Below are 17,876 nucleotides of genomic sequence, written 5' to 3'. Positions count from 1 at the left end.
AGCCCCGGCCGGGCCGAAAAAACCGTAACCCGGACGCCAACGCTGCACTGCAGCATTTGGTTCCGGGTCCAGTCTTTACAGGGAAGCGAGCGCGCGGTCGAGATCTTCAACGATGTCCTGGGCGTCCTCCAGCCCGACGGACAGGCGGAGCAGGTTCGGACGGATGTTCGCCGCCGCCTTCTCCTCCACCGTCAGCTTGGAATGGGTGGTGGTGTCGGGGTGGGTGATCAGGCTCTTGGAGTCGCCCAGGTTGTTGGAGATCATCACCATCCGCAGATCGTTCAGGGCGCGGAAGGCCTCCTCCTTGCCGCCCTTCAGGAAGATCGACAGCATGGTGCCGCCGCCGGTCATCTGGCTGCGGACGAGATCGTGCTGCGGGTGGCTGGGCAGGCCCGGATACAGCACCCGCTCCACCTTCGCGTGGCCTTCCAGGAACTCCGCCACCGTCAGGGCCGCCGCGCTCTGCGCCGACACGCGCAGCTCCAGCGTCTCCAGCCCCTTCAGCAGCAGCCAGGCGTTGAAGGGCGAGATGGTCGGGCCGGTGTGGCGCAGATAGGGGTGGATCACCTCCGACCCGTACTGCTTGTCGTTGGTCAGGATGATGCCGCCCAGACAGCGGCCCTGGCCGTCGATGTGCTTGGTCGCCGAATAGACGACGACGTCGGCCCCCATCTCGAACGGGCGCTGCAGCACCGGCGTGGCGAAGGCGTTGTCGACCACCACCTTGGCCCCGGCCTTGTGGGCGAGAGCGCTGACCGCGCGCAGGTCGACGACCTCCAGCCCCGGGTTGCTGGGCGTCTCCAGGAAGACGACCTTGGTCGGCTTGGCCAGCGCCTCCTCCCACTGGGACAGGTCGGTGCCGTCGACGAAGACCGCTTCGACCCCGAAGCGGGCCGACAGCTCCTTGATCACCCAGTAGCAGGAGATGAACAGCGAGCGCGGCGCCACGATGCGGTCGCCGGTGCGCAGGTTCGACCACAGGGCGCCGTGCACCGCGGCCATGCCGCTGGTCGTGGCGTAGGCCCAGGCCGCCCCCTCATACTCGCACAGCCGGTCCTCGAACATCGCCGTGGTCGGGTTGCGGAAGCGCGAATAGACGTGGCGGGAGCCGTCGTTGACGAAGGCGCTCTCCGCCTCCTCCGCCGAGCCGTAGACGAAGCCGGAGGTCTGGTAGAGTGCCTCGCAGGTCTCGTCGAAGGACGAGCGGCGGACGCCGCCATGGACCAGACGGGAACGCGGGCGAAGCCCCGCGACGTTCGGATTGCGATGATCGGTGCGCGCCATGGCCGCTGTGTCTCCTCTGTCCGCCGGCGGGGCAGACCGGCACAACAAAAAACGCCCCGACCGATCGGGTCGAGGCGCGGACGCGGCTCGGACCTTTTTAGCGGGTTGTTTTACGTGGCCCGCAAGCCGGTCGACCAAATCACCACGTGCCCTCGCTTGTAGGACCGCCGCGACGCGGCGTCAAGGGACAAGGAGGCCGTGACAAAAAGAGGGCGGCCTGCGTCAACATCGCGCAGGACCGCAGGCCGCCGCCCGCTTGCCCGGCGAAGGCCCGGACCGGATCATGGCCTCCGGACGTCAGGAAGGGGTGCGGACCGTGCAGTATCGCAAGGAGCAGGAGCGGCACTTCACCCGTCTGGTGTTCACCGGGCGCTTCACCAGCCAGGACGCCGGCCCGGTGCGGCAGGCCATCGCCGACGTGAAGGACGGACCGGAGCGCCGCCACCTCCTCGACCTGACCGGACTGGAATTCATCGACAGCGCCGGCGTCGGCCTGCTGCTGGTGATGAACGGCGAGGCCCTGTCGGCGGGCAAGGCGCTGTCCCTGCTCTGCGCGTCCGGGCAGGTGCGCAGGGTGGTGGACCTCACCCGCATCGCCATGATCATCCCGGTGCACGAGACGGTGGCCGACTACATCGCCGCCAGCGTGCCCGAAGCCCTTCTGGCCGCCACCCATCCCTGCGCGCCGGGCGAGGACCCGATGGCCGTCGCCGCCCGCGCGCTGCACGCCAAGCCGCTCCTGCCACCCGCGAGTGCCCCGCCGGACGTTTCCGATCGGGACGGCGCTTCCGGGTAGGGCGGCTCGCAGCGCGGGCGCGGGCTTCCCATCTGAAGCATCGGACAGAGTCCGTTCCGCGTTGGGGGAGGCACCGAATGGTTCATCTGCACAAGTCGCTGGAATCCGAAGCGTCGAAGGCCGCCGAGCGGGAGGGCCGCTCGCTCGACCAGTTCGTGAACGAGGCGGTGGAGGAGAAGCTGCGCCACGCGCAACGCCCCGCTGCACAACGTCATGTCACCCCCATCCGTGACCGCGGCGCCCCGTTGGACGAGGACGCGGTGGAACGGGCGTGATCCTGACTGGTGGGATTGAACGCCATCGCATTTGATGCCCGATCCCTCTCCCGCCCCGGGAGAGGGTGCCCGCGCAGCGGGCGGGTGAGGGTGCCAGCAAGGATCATGGCACTGATTCTCGGCGGTGAACCTTACCCTTCCCACGCTTCGCGCGGGCCCCTTCCCTCTCCCGGGGCAGGAAAGGGAGGCTCACTCCCGTTTAAGAGAGCAGACCCCGCAGACGGTACAACTCATCGAGCGCCTGACGCGGCGTCAGGCTGTCGGGGTCGATGGACTTCAGCGCCTCCTCCACCCGCGACGGTTCCGGCGGGGCCGCGGGGGACGCCGCCGGGGCGGGCGGCGGGCGCTTCAGGGCGGCACTGAACAGAGGCAGATCCTCGGCCAGACGGTGGATGGCGGCGTTCTGGTCGCCCGACTCCAGAATGGTCAGCACCTCCTCGGCGCGGCCCACCACGGCGCCGGGCAGGCCGGCCAGCTTCGCCACATGGATGCCGTAGCTGCGGTCCGCCGCCCCCGCCGTCACCTCGTGCAGGAAGACGACGTCGCCCTGCCATTCCTTGATGCGCATGGTGTGGCAGGATAGGCCCGGCAGCTTGCCGGCCAGCATGGTCAGCTCGTGGTAGTGGGTGGCGAACAGCGCGCGGCAGCGGTTGACGTCGTGCAGATGCTCCACGCAGGCCCAGGCGATGGACAGGCCGTCGAAGGTCGCGGTGCCGCGCCCGATCTCGTCCAGGATGACCAGCGCGCGGTCGCCGGACTGGTTCAGGATGGCCGCCGTCTCCACCATCTCCACCATGAAGGTCGAACGGCCGCGCGCCAGATCGTCGGCGGCACCGACGCGGCTGTAGAGCCGGTCCACCACCCCGATGTGCGCGCTCTCCGCCGGCACGAAACTGCCCATCTGGGCCAGCACGGCGATCAGCGCGTTCTGACGCAGGAAGGTCGATTTACCCGCCATGTTCGGGCCGGTCAGCAGCCACAGCCGGTTGTCCGGGGCGAGGTCGCAGTCGTTGGCCACGAACGGCCCGGCGTTGCCGGCGTCGAGCACCGCCTCCACCACCGGATGCCGCCCGCCCTTGATCGAGAAGGCGAGGCTGCCGTCCACCACCGGCCGGCGGTAGCGCCGCTCCACCGCCAGCTCGGCCAGCGAGGCGGCGACGTCGAGCGCGGCCAGCGCGTGGGCGGCCTGGGCGATGGCCTCGGCGCGGCTGGTCACCTCCTCCACGAGGTCGTTGAACAGTTCCAGCTCCACGGCCAGGGCCTTGTCGGCAGCCTCGGAGATGCGGCGCTCCAGGTCCGACAGCTCGACCGTGCCGAAGCGCACGGCGTTCGCCATGGTCTGGCGGTGCATGAAGACCTCGCGCCCCTTCTCGGACATCAGCTTGTCCGCGTGGGTCGCCGTCACCTCGATGTGATAGCCCAGCACGTTGTTGTGCTTGATCTTCAGCGCCGGCACCCCGGCGATGCCGGCGTATTTGACCTGAAGCCCGGCGATCAGCCGCCGGCTCTCGTCGCGCAGCGTCACCAGCTCGTCGAGCGCGTAGGAATAGTCGCGCGCGATGAAGCCGCCGTCGCGGGCAAGCAGCGGCAATTCCGGCGCCAGCGCCTGGGTCAATTGCTGGACCAACTCGCTGTGCTCGCCCAGCCCCTTGGCCACGGCGCCCAGCCCGTCAGGCAGCGGGCCGCCGGGATGGCCGTTGAGCAGCAGGCGGATGGCCGAGGCCTGGGCGAGACCGTCGCGCACCGCCGCCAGATCGCGCGGGCCGCCGCGCCCCAGCGTCAGGCGGGACAGCGCGCGCTCCAGGTCCGGGCAGCGGCGCAGCGCCTCGCGCAGATCAGCGCGCAGCCGCTCCTCGTTCAGCGCGAATTCGACCATGTCCAGCCGCTTGGCGATGGCCGCGGGGTTGGTCAGCGGCGCGGAGAGCTGGGCGGCGAGCAGGCGCGCCCCCGCCCCGGTCACCGTGCGGTCGATGGTGGCGAGCAGGCTGCCGCGCCGGTCGCCGGTCAGGGTGCGGGTCAGCTCCAGGTTGCGGCGGGTTGCCGCGTCGATCTCCATGACGGCGCCGGGGCCGAGCCGGCGCGGCGGCGACAGGCGCGGCACGCGGCCCTTCTGCGTCAGCTCCACATAGGCGACCAGGGCGCCGGCCGCCGCCACCTCGGCGCGCGAGAACGGACCGTAGGCGTCCAGCGTGCCGACTCCGTAGAGGGTGAGCAGCCGCTGCCGACCGTTCTCGCTGTCGAAACGCGGGGTCGGCTGCACGGTCAGGCGGGACTTCCATTCGCCCCACAGCTCGTAGAGGTCGGGGCTCTGGCACAGCTTCTCGGAAACCAGCACCTCCTGCGGGTCGAGGCGGCCGAGCGCGGCGCCCAAACCGGCGCGCTCCACCGGCTGCACGACCAGCTCGCCGGTGGACAGCTCCAGCCAGGCCAGCCCGAGGCCGCCCGCCGCCTCCGCCACCGCGGCCAGCCAGTTGGAGGCGCGGGAGTCGAGCAGGCTGTCCTCGGTCAGCGTGCCGGGGGTGACGATGCGGATGACGCCGCGCTTCACCACCGACTTGCTGCCGCGCTTCTTGGCCTCCGCCGGGTCCTCCATCTGCTCGCAGATGGCGACGCGGAAGCCCTGGCGGATCAGGCGCTGCAGGTAGGATTCATGGCTGTGGACCGGGACGCCGCACATCGGGATGTCCTCCCCCAGATGCTGGCCGCGCTTGGTCAGCGCGATGTCCAGCGTCCGGGCGGCGTTCACCGCGTCCTCGAAGAACATCTCGTAGAAATCGCCCATCCGGTAGAACAGCAGGCAGTCGGGATGGGCCTGCTTGATCTCCAGATACTGCGCCATCATCGGGGTGGCGTCGGGGGGAATGGTCATGGGCGAAATGGCGGCGGGCGCGTCGGACACGGGTCTTCAACCGGTTGCGTTGTGTCGGGCAAGGTCGGGCCGGCACCCTAGCACGCCCGCGCTGGTGCCGCGATGACCGCTTCGTTAGACTGTTCGATGCCCGTAGAACGAGCAAGCCGAAGCTGAAGGAGACCGCCGTGACGCAAGCGCCCGAGAACACAGATGGCCGGACCACGGACGGCCAGGACACCGTCCGGGAGGTGCGCGAGGTCGTCGCCCTGTTCAAGACCCGCGAGGCGTTCGACAAGGCCGTGGCCGCCCTTCTGGACGCCGGCTTCGACCGCGACGACCTGTCGGTGCTGGCCAGCCACACCTCGCTGGAGGCCGCCGACCAGCGCCCGCAGGCCCCGTCGGACGAGGCGCTGACCGGTCTGGTGGGCGAGCTGAAATACGCCTTCCCCCTGACCACAGCCGGGCTTCTCGCCATCGTCGGCGGCCCCATCGCCGCCCCGCTGGCGGCCATCGTCGCCGCCGGCCTGGGCGGCGTCGCCATCAAGGATTACCTGGACGAGCTGACCAGCCACCCCGACACGGACGAGTTCGGCCGTGCGCTGGAGGCCGGCGGCGTCATCCTGTGGGTGAACACCGCCGAGGTGGAGGACGAGGTTGAGGCCGCCGAGATCCTCGAAGGCAACGGCGGCGCCAACATCCACCTGTCGGTGCGCGCGGAGTAAACCGAGAAGAAAAGGCCGTCCGTCAGGCGGCGCAGGCGCGCCTCTCGCCTCCGCCGCCGACGACGGTCAGGCCGCGCCGGCGGAACTGCGCCCGCACCACCGCGGCCCAGCCCTTGCGGATCTGGGCGATCTTGACGGCGTCGGAGGCCCCGGCGTCGGTGGCGGTGCCGCAGATTTCGAACAGAAGCGCGTCGCCGATGGAGCCGGGGCACAGCGCCAGGGCATGCACCAGCCAGGCCATCAGCTCGGCCGGGGTGTGACGCGGCAGGCCGCGCTCCGCCAGGGTCAGGGCGTTCCCGAGGTTCGCCAGCTCCCGCCGTGCCGTTCCGGGGTTCGGGATCATCAATGGCCTCCCTCGCGCGTGTCTCACGGACGACTCCTTACCTCTTTGGAATGGAGCGCGTCAGTGACGGCCATCACAGCATTGCCGTCATTGCGGCGCTCCCAACGGGATCATGCAGGAAACAGACGGCAGCCTCTTTTGGTGTGCCGCGTGCGAATTATCCTCTTTCCCGTTATAGTCGGGACGCCGCACGGTTCGTCGCACCCCCCGCATTCCTGGGAAGGCTCACGTTTTGTCGATGCTCTCCACCCGCGCCGCCTCAGCCGACGCGTCCGAAACCAAGGACGCCGGCGCCACCAACATCCCCAACAAGCGCGCGATCCTGTCCCGGCGCAAGCTGGCGGAGGACCTGGAAAAGCTGGTGGCGGAGCATGGGACCGGCGACAAGCTGCGCCCCGCCCTGATCGCCCGGCTGCGCGGCGCGCTGAACGACGGGCGGGCGGAGGTGCGCGCCCGCTTCGAGGCCAAGGGATCGGGCGAGGACTGCGTGCGGCAGAACTGCTACCTCGCCGACGGGGTGGTGCGTTCGCTGGCCGACCTCACGGTCACCCATATCTTCCCCTCGCCCAACCCGACCTCCGGCGAGGTGTTCGACATCGTCGCCACCGGCGGCTACGGCCGGGGCGAACTGGCGCCCTTCTCCGACATCGACCTGCTGTTCCTGCTGCCCTACAAGCGCACCCCGCGGGTGGAGCAGGTGGTGGAGTACATGCTCTACATCCTGTGGGACCTCGGGCTGAAGGTCGGCCACGCCGTGCGCAGCGTCGACGACTGCATCCGCCAGTCCAAGGCCGACGTCACCATCCGCACCGCCATCCTGGAGTCCCGCTACCTCTGGGGTCCGCGCAAGCTGTTCACCGAGCTGCGCCGCCGCTTCGACCGCGAGGTGGTGGCCGGCACCGGGCCGGAATTCGTCGAGGCCAAGCTGGCCGAGCGCGACAACCGCCACCTGAAGCTGGGCGACAGCCGCTATGTGCTGGAACCCAACCTGAAGGACGGCAAGGGCGGCCTGCGCGATCTCCAGACCCTGTTCTGGATCGCCAAGTACCTGTACCGGGTCGAGGATGTGGACGATCTGGTCGGCAAGAAGGTGCTGCTGCCGGAGGAGGCGCAGCGCTTCGCCAAGGCGCAGAACTTCCTGTGGACCGCGCGCTGCCACCTGCACTACCTGACCGGGCGCATGGAGGACCGGATGACCTTCGACGTCCAGACGTCGATCGGCAACCGCATGGGCTACACCGACCACGCCGGGACCAAGGGCGTGGAGCGCTTCATGAAGCATTACTTCCTGGTCGCCAAGGATGTGGGCGACCTGACCCGCATCTTCTGCGCGGCGCTGGAGGCGGAATCGAAGCGCCCGCCCAAGTTCAACATCCTGCGGCTGGCGGCCCTGGCCCGCCGCAAGGACGTGGACGGCTTCGTGGTGGACGGCGAGCGTCTGAACGTGCGCAACGACCGCCAGTTCAAGGACGAGCCGCTGGACATGATCCGGCTGTTCCACACCGCCCAGCAGAACGACATCGACATCCACCCCAACGCGCTGCGCGCCATCACGCGCTCGCTGTCGGTGGTGGGGCCGAAGCTGCGCGCCGACCTGGAGGCCAACCGGCTGTTCCTGGAGATCCTGACCGGCCGCAAGGACCCCGAGATCACGCTGCGCCGCATGAACGAGGCCGGGGTGCTGGCCCGCTTCATCCCCGACTTCGGCCGGGTGGTCGCTCAGATGCAGTACGACATGTACCATGTCTACACGGTGGACGAGCACACGCTGTTCGCTCTCGGCATCCTGCACAAGATCGAGATGGGCGAGCTGACCGACGAGCTGCCGCTGTCGTCGGAGGTGATCCACAAGGTGGTGTCGCGGCGCGCGCTCTACGTCGCCGTGCTGCTGCACGACATCGCCAAGGGCCGCGGCGGCGACCATTCCATCCTCGGCGCGCGGGTGGCGGAGAAGCTGTGCCCGCGGCTCGGCCTGACGGCGGAGGAGACGGAGACGGTGGCCTGGCTGGTGCGCTGGCATCTCGCCATGTCCTACACCGCCTTCAAGCGCGACCTGGAGGACGACAAGACGGTGCGCGACTTCGTCTCGCTCGTCCAGTCGCCGGAGCGGTTGCGCCTGCTGCTGGTGCTGACGGTGGCGGACATCCGGGCGGTCGGGCCGCAGCGCTGGAACAACTGGAAGGCCACGCTGCTGCGCGAACTCTACAACCGCTCGGAGGAGGTGATGTCCGGCGGCCTGTCGGTCGAAGGGCGCGGGCGCCGCATCCAGGCCGCCCAGGCGGCGCTGCGGGCCGAGCTGTCCGACTTCGACGACGCCGATTTCGACCGGCATCTCGCGCTCGGCTACCCGGCCTACTGGCTGGCCTTCGACGCGGAAACGCTGGGCCGGCAGGCACGGCTGGTCCGCGAGGCGCTGCGCGACGAACGACCGCTGACCGTCAACACGCGCATCGACCGCGGCCGGGCGATCACCGAGGTGACGATCTTCGCCACCGACCACCACGGCCTGTTCTCCCGCCTCGCCGGGGCGCTGGCGGCGGCGGGGGCGGACATCGTGGACGCCCGCATCTTCACCATGACCAACGGCATGGCGCTGGACGTCTTCACCGTTCAGGACGCGACGGGCGGCGGCGCCTTCGAGAGCGGCGACAAGCTCGCCAAGCTGTCGGTGATGATCGAGAAGGTGCTGTCCGGCCAGTTGAAGCCGCTGCACGACCTGGCCAAGCGCAAGGCCCCGCACGCCAGCCGCACCCGCGTCTTCCACGTGCCGCCGCGCGTGCTGATCGACAACAACGCCTCGACCACCCACACGGTGATCGAGGTCAACGGGCGCGACCGCCCCGGCCTGCTCTACGACCTGACCCGGGCGCTGACCAACCTGACGCTGCAGATCTCCTCGGCGAAGATCTCGACCTACGGCGAGAAGGCCATCGACGTCTTCTATGTGAAGGACGTCTTCGGCCTGAAGGTCACCCACGAGAGCAAGCTGGCCCAGATCCGCGAACGGTTGCTGCACGCGCTCGCCGATCCGTCCGCATAAAGGCCGAGCCTCAGGACAGGCGATCCTCCGCCCAGCCGTCGAGCGCCTTGGCGGCCAGCCCGGCCAGCACGCCGGTCGCCATGCCGGCGGCGTAGTCGGACGCCCAGTGGCGTTCGGTGGCGAGGCTCGACCAGCCCACCGCCGCGGCGAAGCCCAGGCTGGCCATGGTCGCCGGGGACAAGCCGCGGTTCAGCCCGACCGCCATGGTCAGCGCCGACACGTTGATGGCGTGGCCGGAGGGGAAGGAGGCGTGCTTGCCGTCGGCCTTGCCCCAGCGGCTGGGGTCGCGGCCCTCGTTCGGGCGGGCGCGGCAGACGACGCGCTTGATCCCCTTGCCGGCCACCGTCCCCAGCGCGATGGCGAGCAGCCCCTGCCGGGCGAGACGCGACCAGCCCGGCTTTTCCATGCCCAGCCCGGCGGCCCACAGCGCCCCCAGCGCCGGCATCAGCACCATGCGGGAGCTGGGCACCTGGAGCCCGTCGCGCAGGGCCGGCGCCTCCGTGCCCAGGGCGACGGCCTTGCGGTGGGCGGTGCCGTCCAGCCCGTTCACGCCGTCCAGCACGCGGTCCGTGAATGCCTCGTCGCTCATCTCACGAATCTCCCCAAGCACGTCCCCGTCACCGCGGGGGCCAAGCGTAAACAGCCGCGCTGCCGTTTCGTGCCCCGAGGGTGCCGCAAGGCAGGGGTGCCCGGCGTGAGGGGTGAGAGCTTGGCAATCGCCGACCGTTCCAACGTCCCTCTCCCGTCCCGGGAGAGGGTGGCGCCAAAGGCGCCGGGTGAGGGTCGCACGAGAATCCAAAGGCTGATCCTCGGCGACACCCTCACCCTTCCCACGCTGCGCGTGGGCCCCTTCCCTCTCCCGAGGCAGGAGAGGGAGGAGTCGGCGATTGCCAAACCGGCCCACCGCGGCGCCTTGGCAATCGCCGACCATCCGGCCAGACGCTCGGCCAGACATCGGCAAGACCACCCATGAAATCCCGAGTCGCGACTCGCCCGCTCCACTCCGCCTTGGCAATCGCCGACCAATGCCCGAGTCGCCTTAAGTCTGGGCCGAGTCACCGATGATTCCCACAAGGTCCCTTGGCGAACGCCGACGAGTCTTCTGGCAATCGCCGACGCACCCCCGAGTCGTCCCCAGGCAATCGCCGACCTAGCAAATAGACTCCAGCAATTAGGTCTCAATTAGCCTCGTCGGCGATCGCCAAATGGACTCTCCCGGCGGTGCATGATCGACTGCAGGCAGAATGGACGGGGGGACCTATGGGCGACGTGCACCAACTCATCATGACGCATGGCCGGCGCGAGGCGCGGAATCTCGTGGACCCGAAGCGGGCCAGCGTCGTCGATGTCGCGGCGGCGGTGCTGGAGGACGAGTCCAACGCGCTGGGCATCACCTATTCCGGATTCTGCCTCACCAGCCTGCCCCACCGGAAGCTGGCGCCGGACGCCGAATGGCGCCGCGACCAGGGCCGCGTCACCCTGCTGGTCGAACCGGGCAAGGAGCGCAAGCGCGACGGCAGCCTGATGCCGGTCGGCGTCCCCTACGGCGCCAAGGCGCGGCTGATCCTGCTCTATCTCCAGACCCGCGCCATCCAGGACAACAGCCGCGAGATCGAGCTTGGCCGCTCGATGAACGACTGGCTCGACCGCATGGGCGTCTCGGCCGGCGGCTCCACCTACAAGGCGGTGCAGGAGCAGGCGACCCGCATCAACCTGTGCCGCCTGACCTTCTTCTGGGACAAGGACGGCGCGGAGGGCTTCGCCAAGGAGAACATCGTCAACGGCGGCATCCGCCTGCGCGACGACGACGGCCAGGGCACGCTGTGGCGCGAGACGGTGCAACTGTCGGAAACCTTCTTCGCCGCGCTGAAGCGCTCCCCCGTCCCGATCTGGGAGCCGGCGATCCGCCACATCGGCGGCTGCTCCATGGCGATCGACGTCTATGTCTGGCTGGCCTACCGGCTGCACGTGCTGCGCGACCCGATTCCGGTGACCTGGAAGGCGCTCTTCACCCAGTTCGGCGGCGGCTACAAGGAGTTGAAGCACTTCAAGCCGGAATTCCGCGTGGCGCTGGATCTGGCGCTGGCCGTCTACGAGGCGGCACGGGTGGAATTCTCCGACACCGGGGTCCTGCTCTACCCCTCGCCCCCGCCGATTCCGGAACGCAAGATCCTGCCCGCCGCGCGCGGGTAAGTCGGCGGCAGATAAGTCGGCGGCTGTTAAGTCGGCGATTGCCAACCGGCCCGGCTCCGGAATCGGAGTCGGCGATTGCCAGGGGCCGAAGCGGCATCCTCCCAAAGCGGACGGGCGGAGCTTCGTCTACCCCGCCTTGAAGGCCTGCAGACTGCCGCCTTCCCGCGTGTAGATCTGCATCGGACGGCACGTCTCGTCCGTATTGATGATGAGCACGCCCGGTTTGTCCCGCGAATACAGCCAGACCTCGTATTGCGACACCCGCCCGCCCGGTCCGGTGCGCAATTCGCTGTAGACCGCGGCCCGGAACTGCTCCACCGGAATCCCTTCACCCGCCAGCACGGACGCGGCTTGACGATTGCAGGCTCCCCGCACCAGGCCGTTCAGCGCCTCCACCGCCCCGGGGGCGGGCTCCGCGCTGCGCGGCGGAGCGAGACCGGCGCAGGCGCCGAGGCCGAGCAGGCCGGTGCACAGGATGATCCCGGCGGTCCTGCGATTGCGCGAACGGCGTCCGGCGTGACGGTGCATCGCGGCCTCCCTGCCCATTGGCGGTGTTGGTTGGCGGTGTTTGGTTACCTTTGCCCAAACACGGGAGCGGGCAAAAGGTTCGCACCCCACCCTTGGCAATCGCCGACCATCCCGAATCCGCCGGGAAAAAAGGCGGACAGAAAAAAGGCGGGGCACGGCGGCCCCGCCTTCCTTCCTGCGAATCGGCCGGATGGACTCAGTCCACCTGGACCTTCTCGCCGTTCTTCCAGGCCCAGAACACGTAGCCCGGCTGCTTCAGGTCGCCCTTGTCGTCGAAGGACAGCGAGCCGACCACCGTGTCGAAGGACGGGCCGGCGCGCAGCGCCTTCGCCACGGCGTCGGGCTTGGCGCTGTTGGCCTTCTGCACGGCCTCGGCGTAGGTCTGCACCGCGGCGTAGGCGAACAGCGTGAAGCCGTCGGTGCGGATGTTCTTCGCCTGAAGGGCCTCCACCACCGGCTTGGCGGCGGGGTTGCGCTGCGGGTCGGGGGAGAAGGTGAACAGCGTGCCTTCCGCCGTGTCGCCCGCGATGTTCCAGTAGGACTGCGGCTGGATGCCGTCGGCGCCGATGATCTGCGGACGGAACTGCTGGTCCGCCGCCTGACGGGCGATCAGGCCCAGCTCCTGGTCGTAGCCGCCGTAATAGAGCACGTCCACCCCGTCCGACTTCAGCCGGGTGATCAGCGCGGAATAGTCCTTCTCGCCGGCGGTGATGCTGGTGAAGGCGGCCTCGGTGATGCCGGCGGCGTTCAGCCGGCGCTTCACGTCGTCGGCGAGGCCCTGGCCGTAGGCCTGCTTGTCGTGGACGATGGCGACCTTCTTGCCCTTGTAGCGGTCGGCGATCAGCTTGGCCGCCACCTCGCCCTGCTGGTCGTCGCGGCCGCAGACGCGGAAGACGTTCTTCAGGCCCCGGTCGGTGAGCTGCGGGCTGGTCGCGGTGGGGGAGATCATCACGATCCCCTCCTCGCCATAGACGTTGGAAGCGGCGATGGAGGCGCCGGAGCAGACATGGCCGATCACCGCGGCGACGTTCTGGCTGACCAGCTTGTTGGCGGCGGCCACCGCCTGCTTGGCGTCGCAGGCGTCGTCGGCGATGGTCAGGACCAGCTTCTGGCCGAGCAGCCCGCCCTTGGCGTTGATGTCGGCCACGGCGGCCTCGACGCCGGCGCGGGTCTGCTCGCCATAGGCGGCGGCGGCGCCGGTCATCGGGCCGGCCAGCGCAATGGTGATGTCGGCCTGGGCAGCCCCGGCCCACAGGCCGGCCCCCAGGGCGACGGCGGCGGCGGTCACAGCCAGCTTCGCACGGATCATGGGTGGATTCCTCTCTCCGGGAACAGGTTCTTTTTATCGAACGCTTTCGGGTCGGAGACCGCGGACGCCGCCTCCGAAACAGGCAAACAAGCAAAGGGACGGGTCCGGCGCAATGGGCAAACAGGCACAGGCTGCCGCACGCCCGGCGCATGACACGGCCTTCGCGACGGCGGTGCACTGGTTCAGTCGACCAGTTCGCGCGGCGCCGCGCCGTGCGGCGGCATGTCCCGGGCGACAGACGTCGGGGCCAGGGCCAGGGCGATGGCCCAGCGCAGATCGTCGGCCAGGACGGGCTTGTGGAGGATGCTGAACTTGCCGGCCTCGGCCTCCGCCAGACGCTCCGGGGCGGTGTCGCCGGTCACCAGGACCCCGGGGATCGGGCGCTTCGACCGCCGCCGCACCTCGCGGATGGTCTCGGTGCCGGTGTGCCCTTCGCCCAGCCGGTAATCGGCGACGATCACGTCCGGATCGGGGTGGCGGCGCAGCACCTCCACCGCCTCGCCGAAGCTGGCGGCGGGAAACACCTCGTGCCCCCATTGCCGGATCATCGCGCACAGCCCCTCGCGGACGATGGGGTCGTCCTCGACCACCAGCACGCGGGCGCCGGCCCGCATGCGGGCGGTCACGGGAAAGTCCTCCGGCAGCGTCTTGGCCGGAGCGGGGGGATCGGCAAGCGGCACCTCCACCCGGAAGACCGATCCCCGCCCCGGTTCGGAGCGCAGGCCGACCGGGTGGTCCAGCATGCCGGCCAGCCGGCGCACCACGGCGAGCCCCAGCCCCAGCCCCTGGTCGCGGTCGCGGCTGGCGTTCCCGACCTGCACGAACTCCTGGAAGATGTCCTCCTGCCGGTCGGTGGGGATGCCGATGCCGGTGTCCCACACCTCGATCCGCAGCACCGCGCCGCGCCGCCGGCAACCGACCAGGATGCGCCCGCGGTTGGTGTAGCGCAGCGCGTTCTCCACGAGGTTCTGAAGGATGCGGCCGAGCAGCATCGGGTCGCTGTCCACATGGGCGCCGCAGGGCACGATGTGCAGCAGCAGCCCCTTGCGCACCGCCACCGGCCGGCTGTTGGCGGCGATGCGGTCCAGCAGTTCCGTCACCGGGAAGACCGTGCGCTTCGGCTCCACCGCCCCGGCCTCCAGCCGCGACACGTCGAGCAGCCCGTCGAGCAGCATCTTCAGGGCGCCCAGCGCGCGGTCCATGGTGGTCAGGATCTTGCGCATGGCGGGATCGGTAGCGCGGGTGGACAGCGCCTCCATCAGCAGCATCAGCGACTGCACGGGCTGTCGCAGGTCGTGGCTGGCCGCCGCCAGGAACTTCGACTTGCCGATGTTGGCGCGCTCGGCCTCCCGCCGCGCCTCGGCCAGCGCGGCCTGGGCTGTCTTGTGCTCGGTGATGTCGCGGACGGTGGCGATCACGCTGACCAGCCGCCCGCCGGCGCCGCGCACCGGCGAGGCGCGCAACTCCAGCCAGACTTCCGGCGCGCCGCTTCCCGTACCGGTGCCCGAACCGGCGCTCCGGCGCAGGAACTCCGCGCTCATGTCCCCGGCGTTTTCGTCGCCGTCGCACAGCGGGCACAGCCCCGTCTCATCCCCTATCAGGCCGGCCAGCACCTCCCGCGCGGCACGCCCGTCGGCGTCGCCCGGGCCAATCCCCATCAGCCGGGAAAAGGCGGGGTTGGTGTAGACCACCGGAACGCCGGGCCGGGTGGCGTCGGCGATCAGGATGCCGTCGCCGCTCCATTCCATGGCCCGGTTGCGGATGCGCAGCGCCCGGTCGCCATGGCGGCGCCGCTGAAGCTCCACCAGGAAGGCGGTGGTGAACAGCAGGATCACCGCGGTGGCGGCGGCGGCCCAGATGATGGAATAGAAGCGGTTCTGCCGCCACGCGCCGAACACCGTCTCCACCGACTCCCCGACCACCGTCATCAGCGGGTAGTCGGCGGAGGCGCGGAAAGCGTAGATGCGCTCCACCCCGTCGACCGGGCTGACGACCCGATGGTGTTGAACCGTTCCGCTGCCGGCCTCCGGCCACAGACCGGAGCCACGGAAGCTGCGCCCGAACACCTGGTCCTGAAGGGCCTGGCGGGCCAGCAGGGGGCCGTCCGCGCGGGCGATGGCGACCGAGCTGTCGTGCGGCAGGTCCAGGCGGCCGTAGAAGCGGGAGAAGATCTCCGCCGGGACGTCGATCACGGCGACGCCGCGGAACGTCCCGTCCGCTCCGTCCAGACGGCGTGACACCGGGATGAACACGTCCGACGTGCCCGGGCTGACGAAGGGCAGGCCGATGACGAACCCCTTCTGGTTTCCCTTCCGGTGGGCGCCGGACTTGTGCCGGGCGAACTCCTCCCACTCCAGCACGGGGTTGCGGGTGGTGGTCCGCCCCAAGCCCATGGACAGCCAGCTGTTCGCGTCGTAAATCCGGATGGAGGCGGCCAAGCCTTCCTCGAACGACCGCCGGGTGGGAATCAGGAGCGGAATGTCCTTTTCGACATGGGAGGCGACGTCGATCAGAAGATCGTCCAGCCGGCGGAAGGTGGCGATGGCCTGTTCCTCGACCAGCTGCGCCATCGCCGCCGTGTGCTGGCGGGTCGTCTGGTCGAGAAAGCGTTCCTCGCGGTCGATGCGGGTCAGCAGCGTCCACCACAACGCCGCGATGGCGACGGCGACCGCAACGGCGGGAAGAACGAGACGAGCCTCCATTCCCCGCGGAAACGCGATCCATCGACGCACTGCCGACCTCAAACACTGCCTGTCGGGCATTATGCGCCAGCCGACTTCCCCCTTCAATGGACAATCCGGCGACCAATGATACAAAAAGTAGAGAATAATCAAACTTTTGCGGGTTCCTTTGCGGGGTCTTTGGCACCGCTGCCGCGGGGATCGGCGCCGAGCGGGACGGTCGGCGGATGAGCTTCGCCCGCGCCATCGCCACCGTCGGCAGCCTGACCCTGCTGAGCCGGCTGGCCGGCTTCGCCCGCGACATTCTGACCGCGGCGGTGCTCGGCGCCGGGCCGGTGGCCGACGCCTTCTTCGTGGCGCTGAAGCTGCCGAACTTCTTCCGCCGCCTGTTCGCCGAGGGCGCCTTCAGCGTCGCCTTCGTCCCGCTGTTCGCGGCGGAGCTTCAGCGCAACGGCCGCGCCGCCGCGGTGGCCTTCGCCGAGCAGGCGCTGGCGATCCTGCTGTCCGTGCTGCTGCCTTTCACCGCCCTGGCCATCCTGGCGATGCCCGCGCTGATGCACGTCCTGGCGCCGGGCTTCGTGGACGAGCCGGCGAAGTTCGCGCTGGCCGTCGACATGGCGCGGCTCACCTTCCCCTATCTGACGCTGATTTCGCTGGTGGCGCTGCTGGGCGGGGTGCTGAACGCGCTGGACCGCTTCGGCCCCTTCGCCGCCGCCCCCATCGCCTTCAACCTGACTCTGATCGCCGCCTTGCTGACCGCGCCGCGGCTGGGGCTGGAGCCGGGGCGGGCGATGGCCGCGGCGGTGACGCTGTCCGGCGTCGTCCAGCTGGTCTGGATGGGCTGGGCCTGCCGGGCGGCGGGGGTGACGCTGCGCCTGACCGCGCCGCGGCTGACCGAGGGGATGCGCCGCCTGTTCCGGCTGGTCGGGCCGGGGGCCATCGGCGCCGGGGTCATGCAGATCAACCTGTTCCTGAACGTCGTTCTGGCCTCGCTGCTGCCGTCGGGCGCGGTGTCCTTCCTCTATTACGCCGACCGGCTGAACCAGATGCCGCTGGGCGTCATCGGCATCGCCATCGGCACCGCGCTGCTGCCCGTGCTCGCCCGCCACGCCGCGGCGGGGGACGAGCGGATGGTCCGCCACTATCTCAGCCGCGCTTTGGAATTCAGCCTGCTGCTCGGCCTGCCGGCCGCGGTGGCGCTGGGCGTGGCCGGGGCGCCCATCGTGTCGGTGCTGTTCGAGCGCGGCGCCTTCGGCCCGGCCGAGGCGCAGGCGACGGCCTGGGCGCTGGCCGCCTACGCCATCGGCATCCCCGCCCATGTCATCGTCAAGGCGCTGAACGCCGCTTTCTTTGCCCGCCAGGACACGGCGACCCCGGTGCGCGTCGCCGTGGTGGTGACCGTCGCCAACCTGGCGCTGGGCGTCGCGCTGATGCCGGTGCTGGGCCATGTGGGGATCGCGCTGGCGACGGGGCTGACCGCTTGGGCAAACCTCGCCCTGCTGGGCCACGCGCTGCGCCGCCGGGGGTTCCTGCAACTGGACGAGCGGTTCCTCGGCCGCGCGCCGCGCATCGCCGCGGCGGCGCTGGGCATGGGGGCGGCGCTTCTGGTCGGCGCGTCGGCTTTGGCGCCGGGGCTGGAGGCGGCCTCCACGCTCGTCCGCTTCGGGGCGCTGGCCCTGCTGGTCGGCGGCGGCGTGGCGGTGTTCGGGGCGCTGGCGCAGCTGACCGGCGCCACCGATCTGGCCGACCTGAAGGGCTTCCTGCGCAAGGACACTCCGGAATTGGAGCCGCCCGTGTCTTGACCCCGCCCGGTTCCGGCGCGATAACAGCCGCCTTCCAGAAGTTTCGAGCGAG

The 17,876-nt window shown here is 69.9% G+C and carries 13 protein-coding genes and 1 riboswitch; of the genes, 6 read left to right on the top strand and 7 right to left on the bottom strand.

Features of this window, described 5'->3' with window-relative positions:
- Window positions 1–75 precede the first annotated feature (75 nt).
- Window positions 76–1,284, bottom strand: a complete 1,209-nt coding sequence (gene metZ / locus GBZ26_RS03195) for an O-succinylhomoserine sulfhydrylase (protein ID WP_174437562.1) — start codon at window positions 1,282–1,284, stop codon at window positions 76–78.
- Between the two features lie 76 nt (window positions 1,285–1,360).
- A riboswitch (SAM riboswitch) is annotated at window positions 1,361–1,440 on the bottom strand.
- A 127-nt stretch (window positions 1,441–1,567) separates the two neighbouring features.
- Here metZ and GBZ26_RS03190 point away from each other — a divergent pair.
- Both GBZ26_RS03190 and GBZ26_RS03185 read left to right on the top strand, forming a co-directional pair.
- Complete coding sequence (locus GBZ26_RS03190) at window positions 1,568–2,080, top strand: STAS domain-containing protein (RefSeq protein WP_174437561.1); 513 nt, start codon at window positions 1,568–1,570, stop codon at window positions 2,078–2,080.
- A 77-nt stretch (window positions 2,081–2,157) separates the two neighbouring features.
- Window positions 2,158–2,355 carry a hypothetical protein gene (locus tag GBZ26_RS03185; protein ID WP_174437560.1) on the top strand — a complete coding sequence of 66 codons (198 nt, stop codon included), beginning with the start codon at window positions 2,158–2,160 and terminating at the stop codon, window positions 2,353–2,355.
- A gap of 199 nt (window positions 2,356–2,554) precedes the next feature.
- On the opposite strand, the gene mutS is transcribed toward GBZ26_RS03185, so the two are convergent.
- Window positions 2,555–5,224 (bottom strand): DNA mismatch repair protein MutS, encoded by a 2,670-nt coding sequence (mutS, locus tag GBZ26_RS03180; protein WP_246653677.1) that lies wholly within the window; start codon window positions 5,222–5,224, stop codon window positions 2,555–2,557.
- A gap of 167 nt (window positions 5,225–5,391) precedes the next feature.
- On the opposite strand from mutS, the gene GBZ26_RS03175 reads away from it, so the two are divergent.
- Entirely contained in the window at window positions 5,392–5,928 is a 537-nt protein-coding gene (locus GBZ26_RS03175) for a hypothetical protein (RefSeq protein ID WP_174437559.1), read from the top strand.
- Window positions 5,929–5,950: 22 nt separating this feature from the next.
- On the opposite strand, the gene GBZ26_RS03170 is transcribed toward GBZ26_RS03175, so the two are convergent.
- Complete coding sequence (locus tag GBZ26_RS03170) at window positions 5,951–6,271, bottom strand: hypothetical protein (protein WP_174437558.1); 321 nt, start codon at window positions 6,269–6,271, stop codon at window positions 5,951–5,953.
- Between the two features lie 238 nt (window positions 6,272–6,509).
- On the opposite strand from GBZ26_RS03170, the gene GBZ26_RS03165 reads away from it, so the two are divergent.
- The gene (locus tag GBZ26_RS03165) at window positions 6,510–9,311 is read left to right on the top strand and encodes a [protein-PII] uridylyltransferase (protein ID WP_174437572.1); all 2,802 of its coding nucleotides are present in this window, start codon (window positions 6,510–6,512) and stop codon (window positions 9,309–9,311) included.
- Window positions 9,312–9,321: 10 nt separating this feature from the next.
- Here the strand turns inward: GBZ26_RS03165 and GBZ26_RS03160 are convergent, their stop codons facing one another.
- Complete coding sequence (locus tag GBZ26_RS03160; RefSeq protein WP_174437557.1) at window positions 9,322–9,900, bottom strand: phosphatase PAP2 family protein; 579 nt, start codon at window positions 9,898–9,900, stop codon at window positions 9,322–9,324.
- Between the two features lie 671 nt (window positions 9,901–10,571).
- Here GBZ26_RS03160 and GBZ26_RS03155 point away from each other — a divergent pair.
- Window positions 10,572–11,504: a replication protein RepA gene (locus GBZ26_RS03155; RefSeq protein ID WP_014238998.1), complete on the top strand. Its 933-nt coding sequence runs from the start codon at window positions 10,572–10,574 to the stop codon at window positions 11,502–11,504.
- Window positions 11,505–11,630: 126 nt separating this feature from the next.
- Here GBZ26_RS03155 and GBZ26_RS03150 read toward each other — a convergent pair whose 3' ends face one another.
- The 3 genes from GBZ26_RS03150 to GBZ26_RS03140 form a co-directional block, all read right to left on the bottom strand.
- Entirely contained in the window at window positions 11,631–12,032 is a 402-nt protein-coding gene (locus GBZ26_RS03150) for a hypothetical protein (protein WP_174437556.1), read from the bottom strand.
- A 196-nt stretch (window positions 12,033–12,228) separates the two neighbouring features.
- Window positions 12,229–13,341: an ABC transporter substrate-binding protein gene (locus GBZ26_RS03145; protein ID WP_114861162.1), complete on the bottom strand. Its 1,113-nt coding sequence runs from the start codon at window positions 13,339–13,341 to the stop codon at window positions 12,229–12,231.
- A 182-nt stretch (window positions 13,342–13,523) separates the two neighbouring features.
- Entirely contained in the window at window positions 13,524–16,043 is a 2,520-nt protein-coding gene (locus tag GBZ26_RS03140) for an ATP-binding protein (RefSeq protein WP_174437555.1), read from the bottom strand.
- Between the two features lie 206 nt (window positions 16,044–16,249).
- Here GBZ26_RS03140 and murJ point away from each other — a divergent pair, with 206 nt between their 5' ends.
- Entirely contained in the window at window positions 16,250–17,824 is a 1,575-nt protein-coding gene (murJ, locus tag GBZ26_RS03135) for a murein biosynthesis integral membrane protein MurJ (protein WP_174437554.1), read from the top strand.
- Window positions 17,825–17,876 lie beyond the last annotated feature (52 nt).

Source organism: Azospirillum formosense (genome assembly GCF_013340925.1).
Lineage (GTDB): Bacteria > Pseudomonadota > Alphaproteobacteria > Azospirillales > Azospirillaceae > Azospirillum > Azospirillum formosense.
The sequence above is the reverse complement of the archived record's forward strand: the minus strand, read 5'-3'. Positions and strand labels throughout refer to the sequence as shown.

Excerpts from the sequence above, each read along its gene's own strand:
- metZ (WP_174437562.1), bottom strand. The coding sequence starts at position 1,284 with ATGGCGCGCACCGATCATCGCAATCCGAACGTCGCGGGGCTTCGCCCG.
- GBZ26_RS03190 (WP_174437561.1), top strand. The coding sequence starts at position 1,568 with ATGGCCTCCGGACGTCAGGAAGGGGTGCGGACCGTGCAGTATCGCAAG.
- GBZ26_RS03185 (WP_174437560.1), top strand. The coding sequence starts at position 2,158 with ATGGTTCATCTGCACAAGTCGCTGGAATCCGAAGCGTCGAAGGCCGCC.
- mutS (WP_246653677.1), bottom strand. The coding sequence starts at position 5,224 with ATGACCATTCCCCCCGACGCCACCCCGATGATGGCGCAGTATCTGGAG.
- GBZ26_RS03170 (WP_174437558.1), bottom strand. The coding sequence starts at position 6,271 with ATGATCCCGAACCCCGGAACGGCACGGCGGGAGCTGGCGAACCTCGGG.
- GBZ26_RS03165 (WP_174437572.1), top strand. The coding sequence starts at position 6,510 with ATGCTCTCCACCCGCGCCGCCTCAGCCGACGCGTCCGAAACCAAGGAC.
- GBZ26_RS03160 (WP_174437557.1), bottom strand. The coding sequence starts at position 9,900 with ATGAGCGACGAGGCATTCACGGACCGCGTGCTGGACGGCGTGAACGGG.
- GBZ26_RS03155 (WP_014238998.1), top strand. The coding sequence starts at position 10,572 with ATGGGCGACGTGCACCAACTCATCATGACGCATGGCCGGCGCGAGGCG.
- GBZ26_RS03150 (WP_174437556.1), bottom strand. The coding sequence starts at position 12,032 with ATGCACCGTCACGCCGGACGCCGTTCGCGCAATCGCAGGACCGCCGGG.
- GBZ26_RS03145 (WP_114861162.1), bottom strand. The coding sequence starts at position 13,341 with ATGATCCGTGCGAAGCTGGCTGTGACCGCCGCCGCCGTCGCCCTGGGG.
- GBZ26_RS03140 (WP_174437555.1), bottom strand. The coding sequence starts at position 16,043 with ATGGAGGCTCGTCTCGTTCTTCCCGCCGTTGCGGTCGCCGTCGCCATC.
- murJ (WP_174437554.1), top strand. The coding sequence starts at position 16,250 with ATGAGCTTCGCCCGCGCCATCGCCACCGTCGGCAGCCTGACCCTGCTG.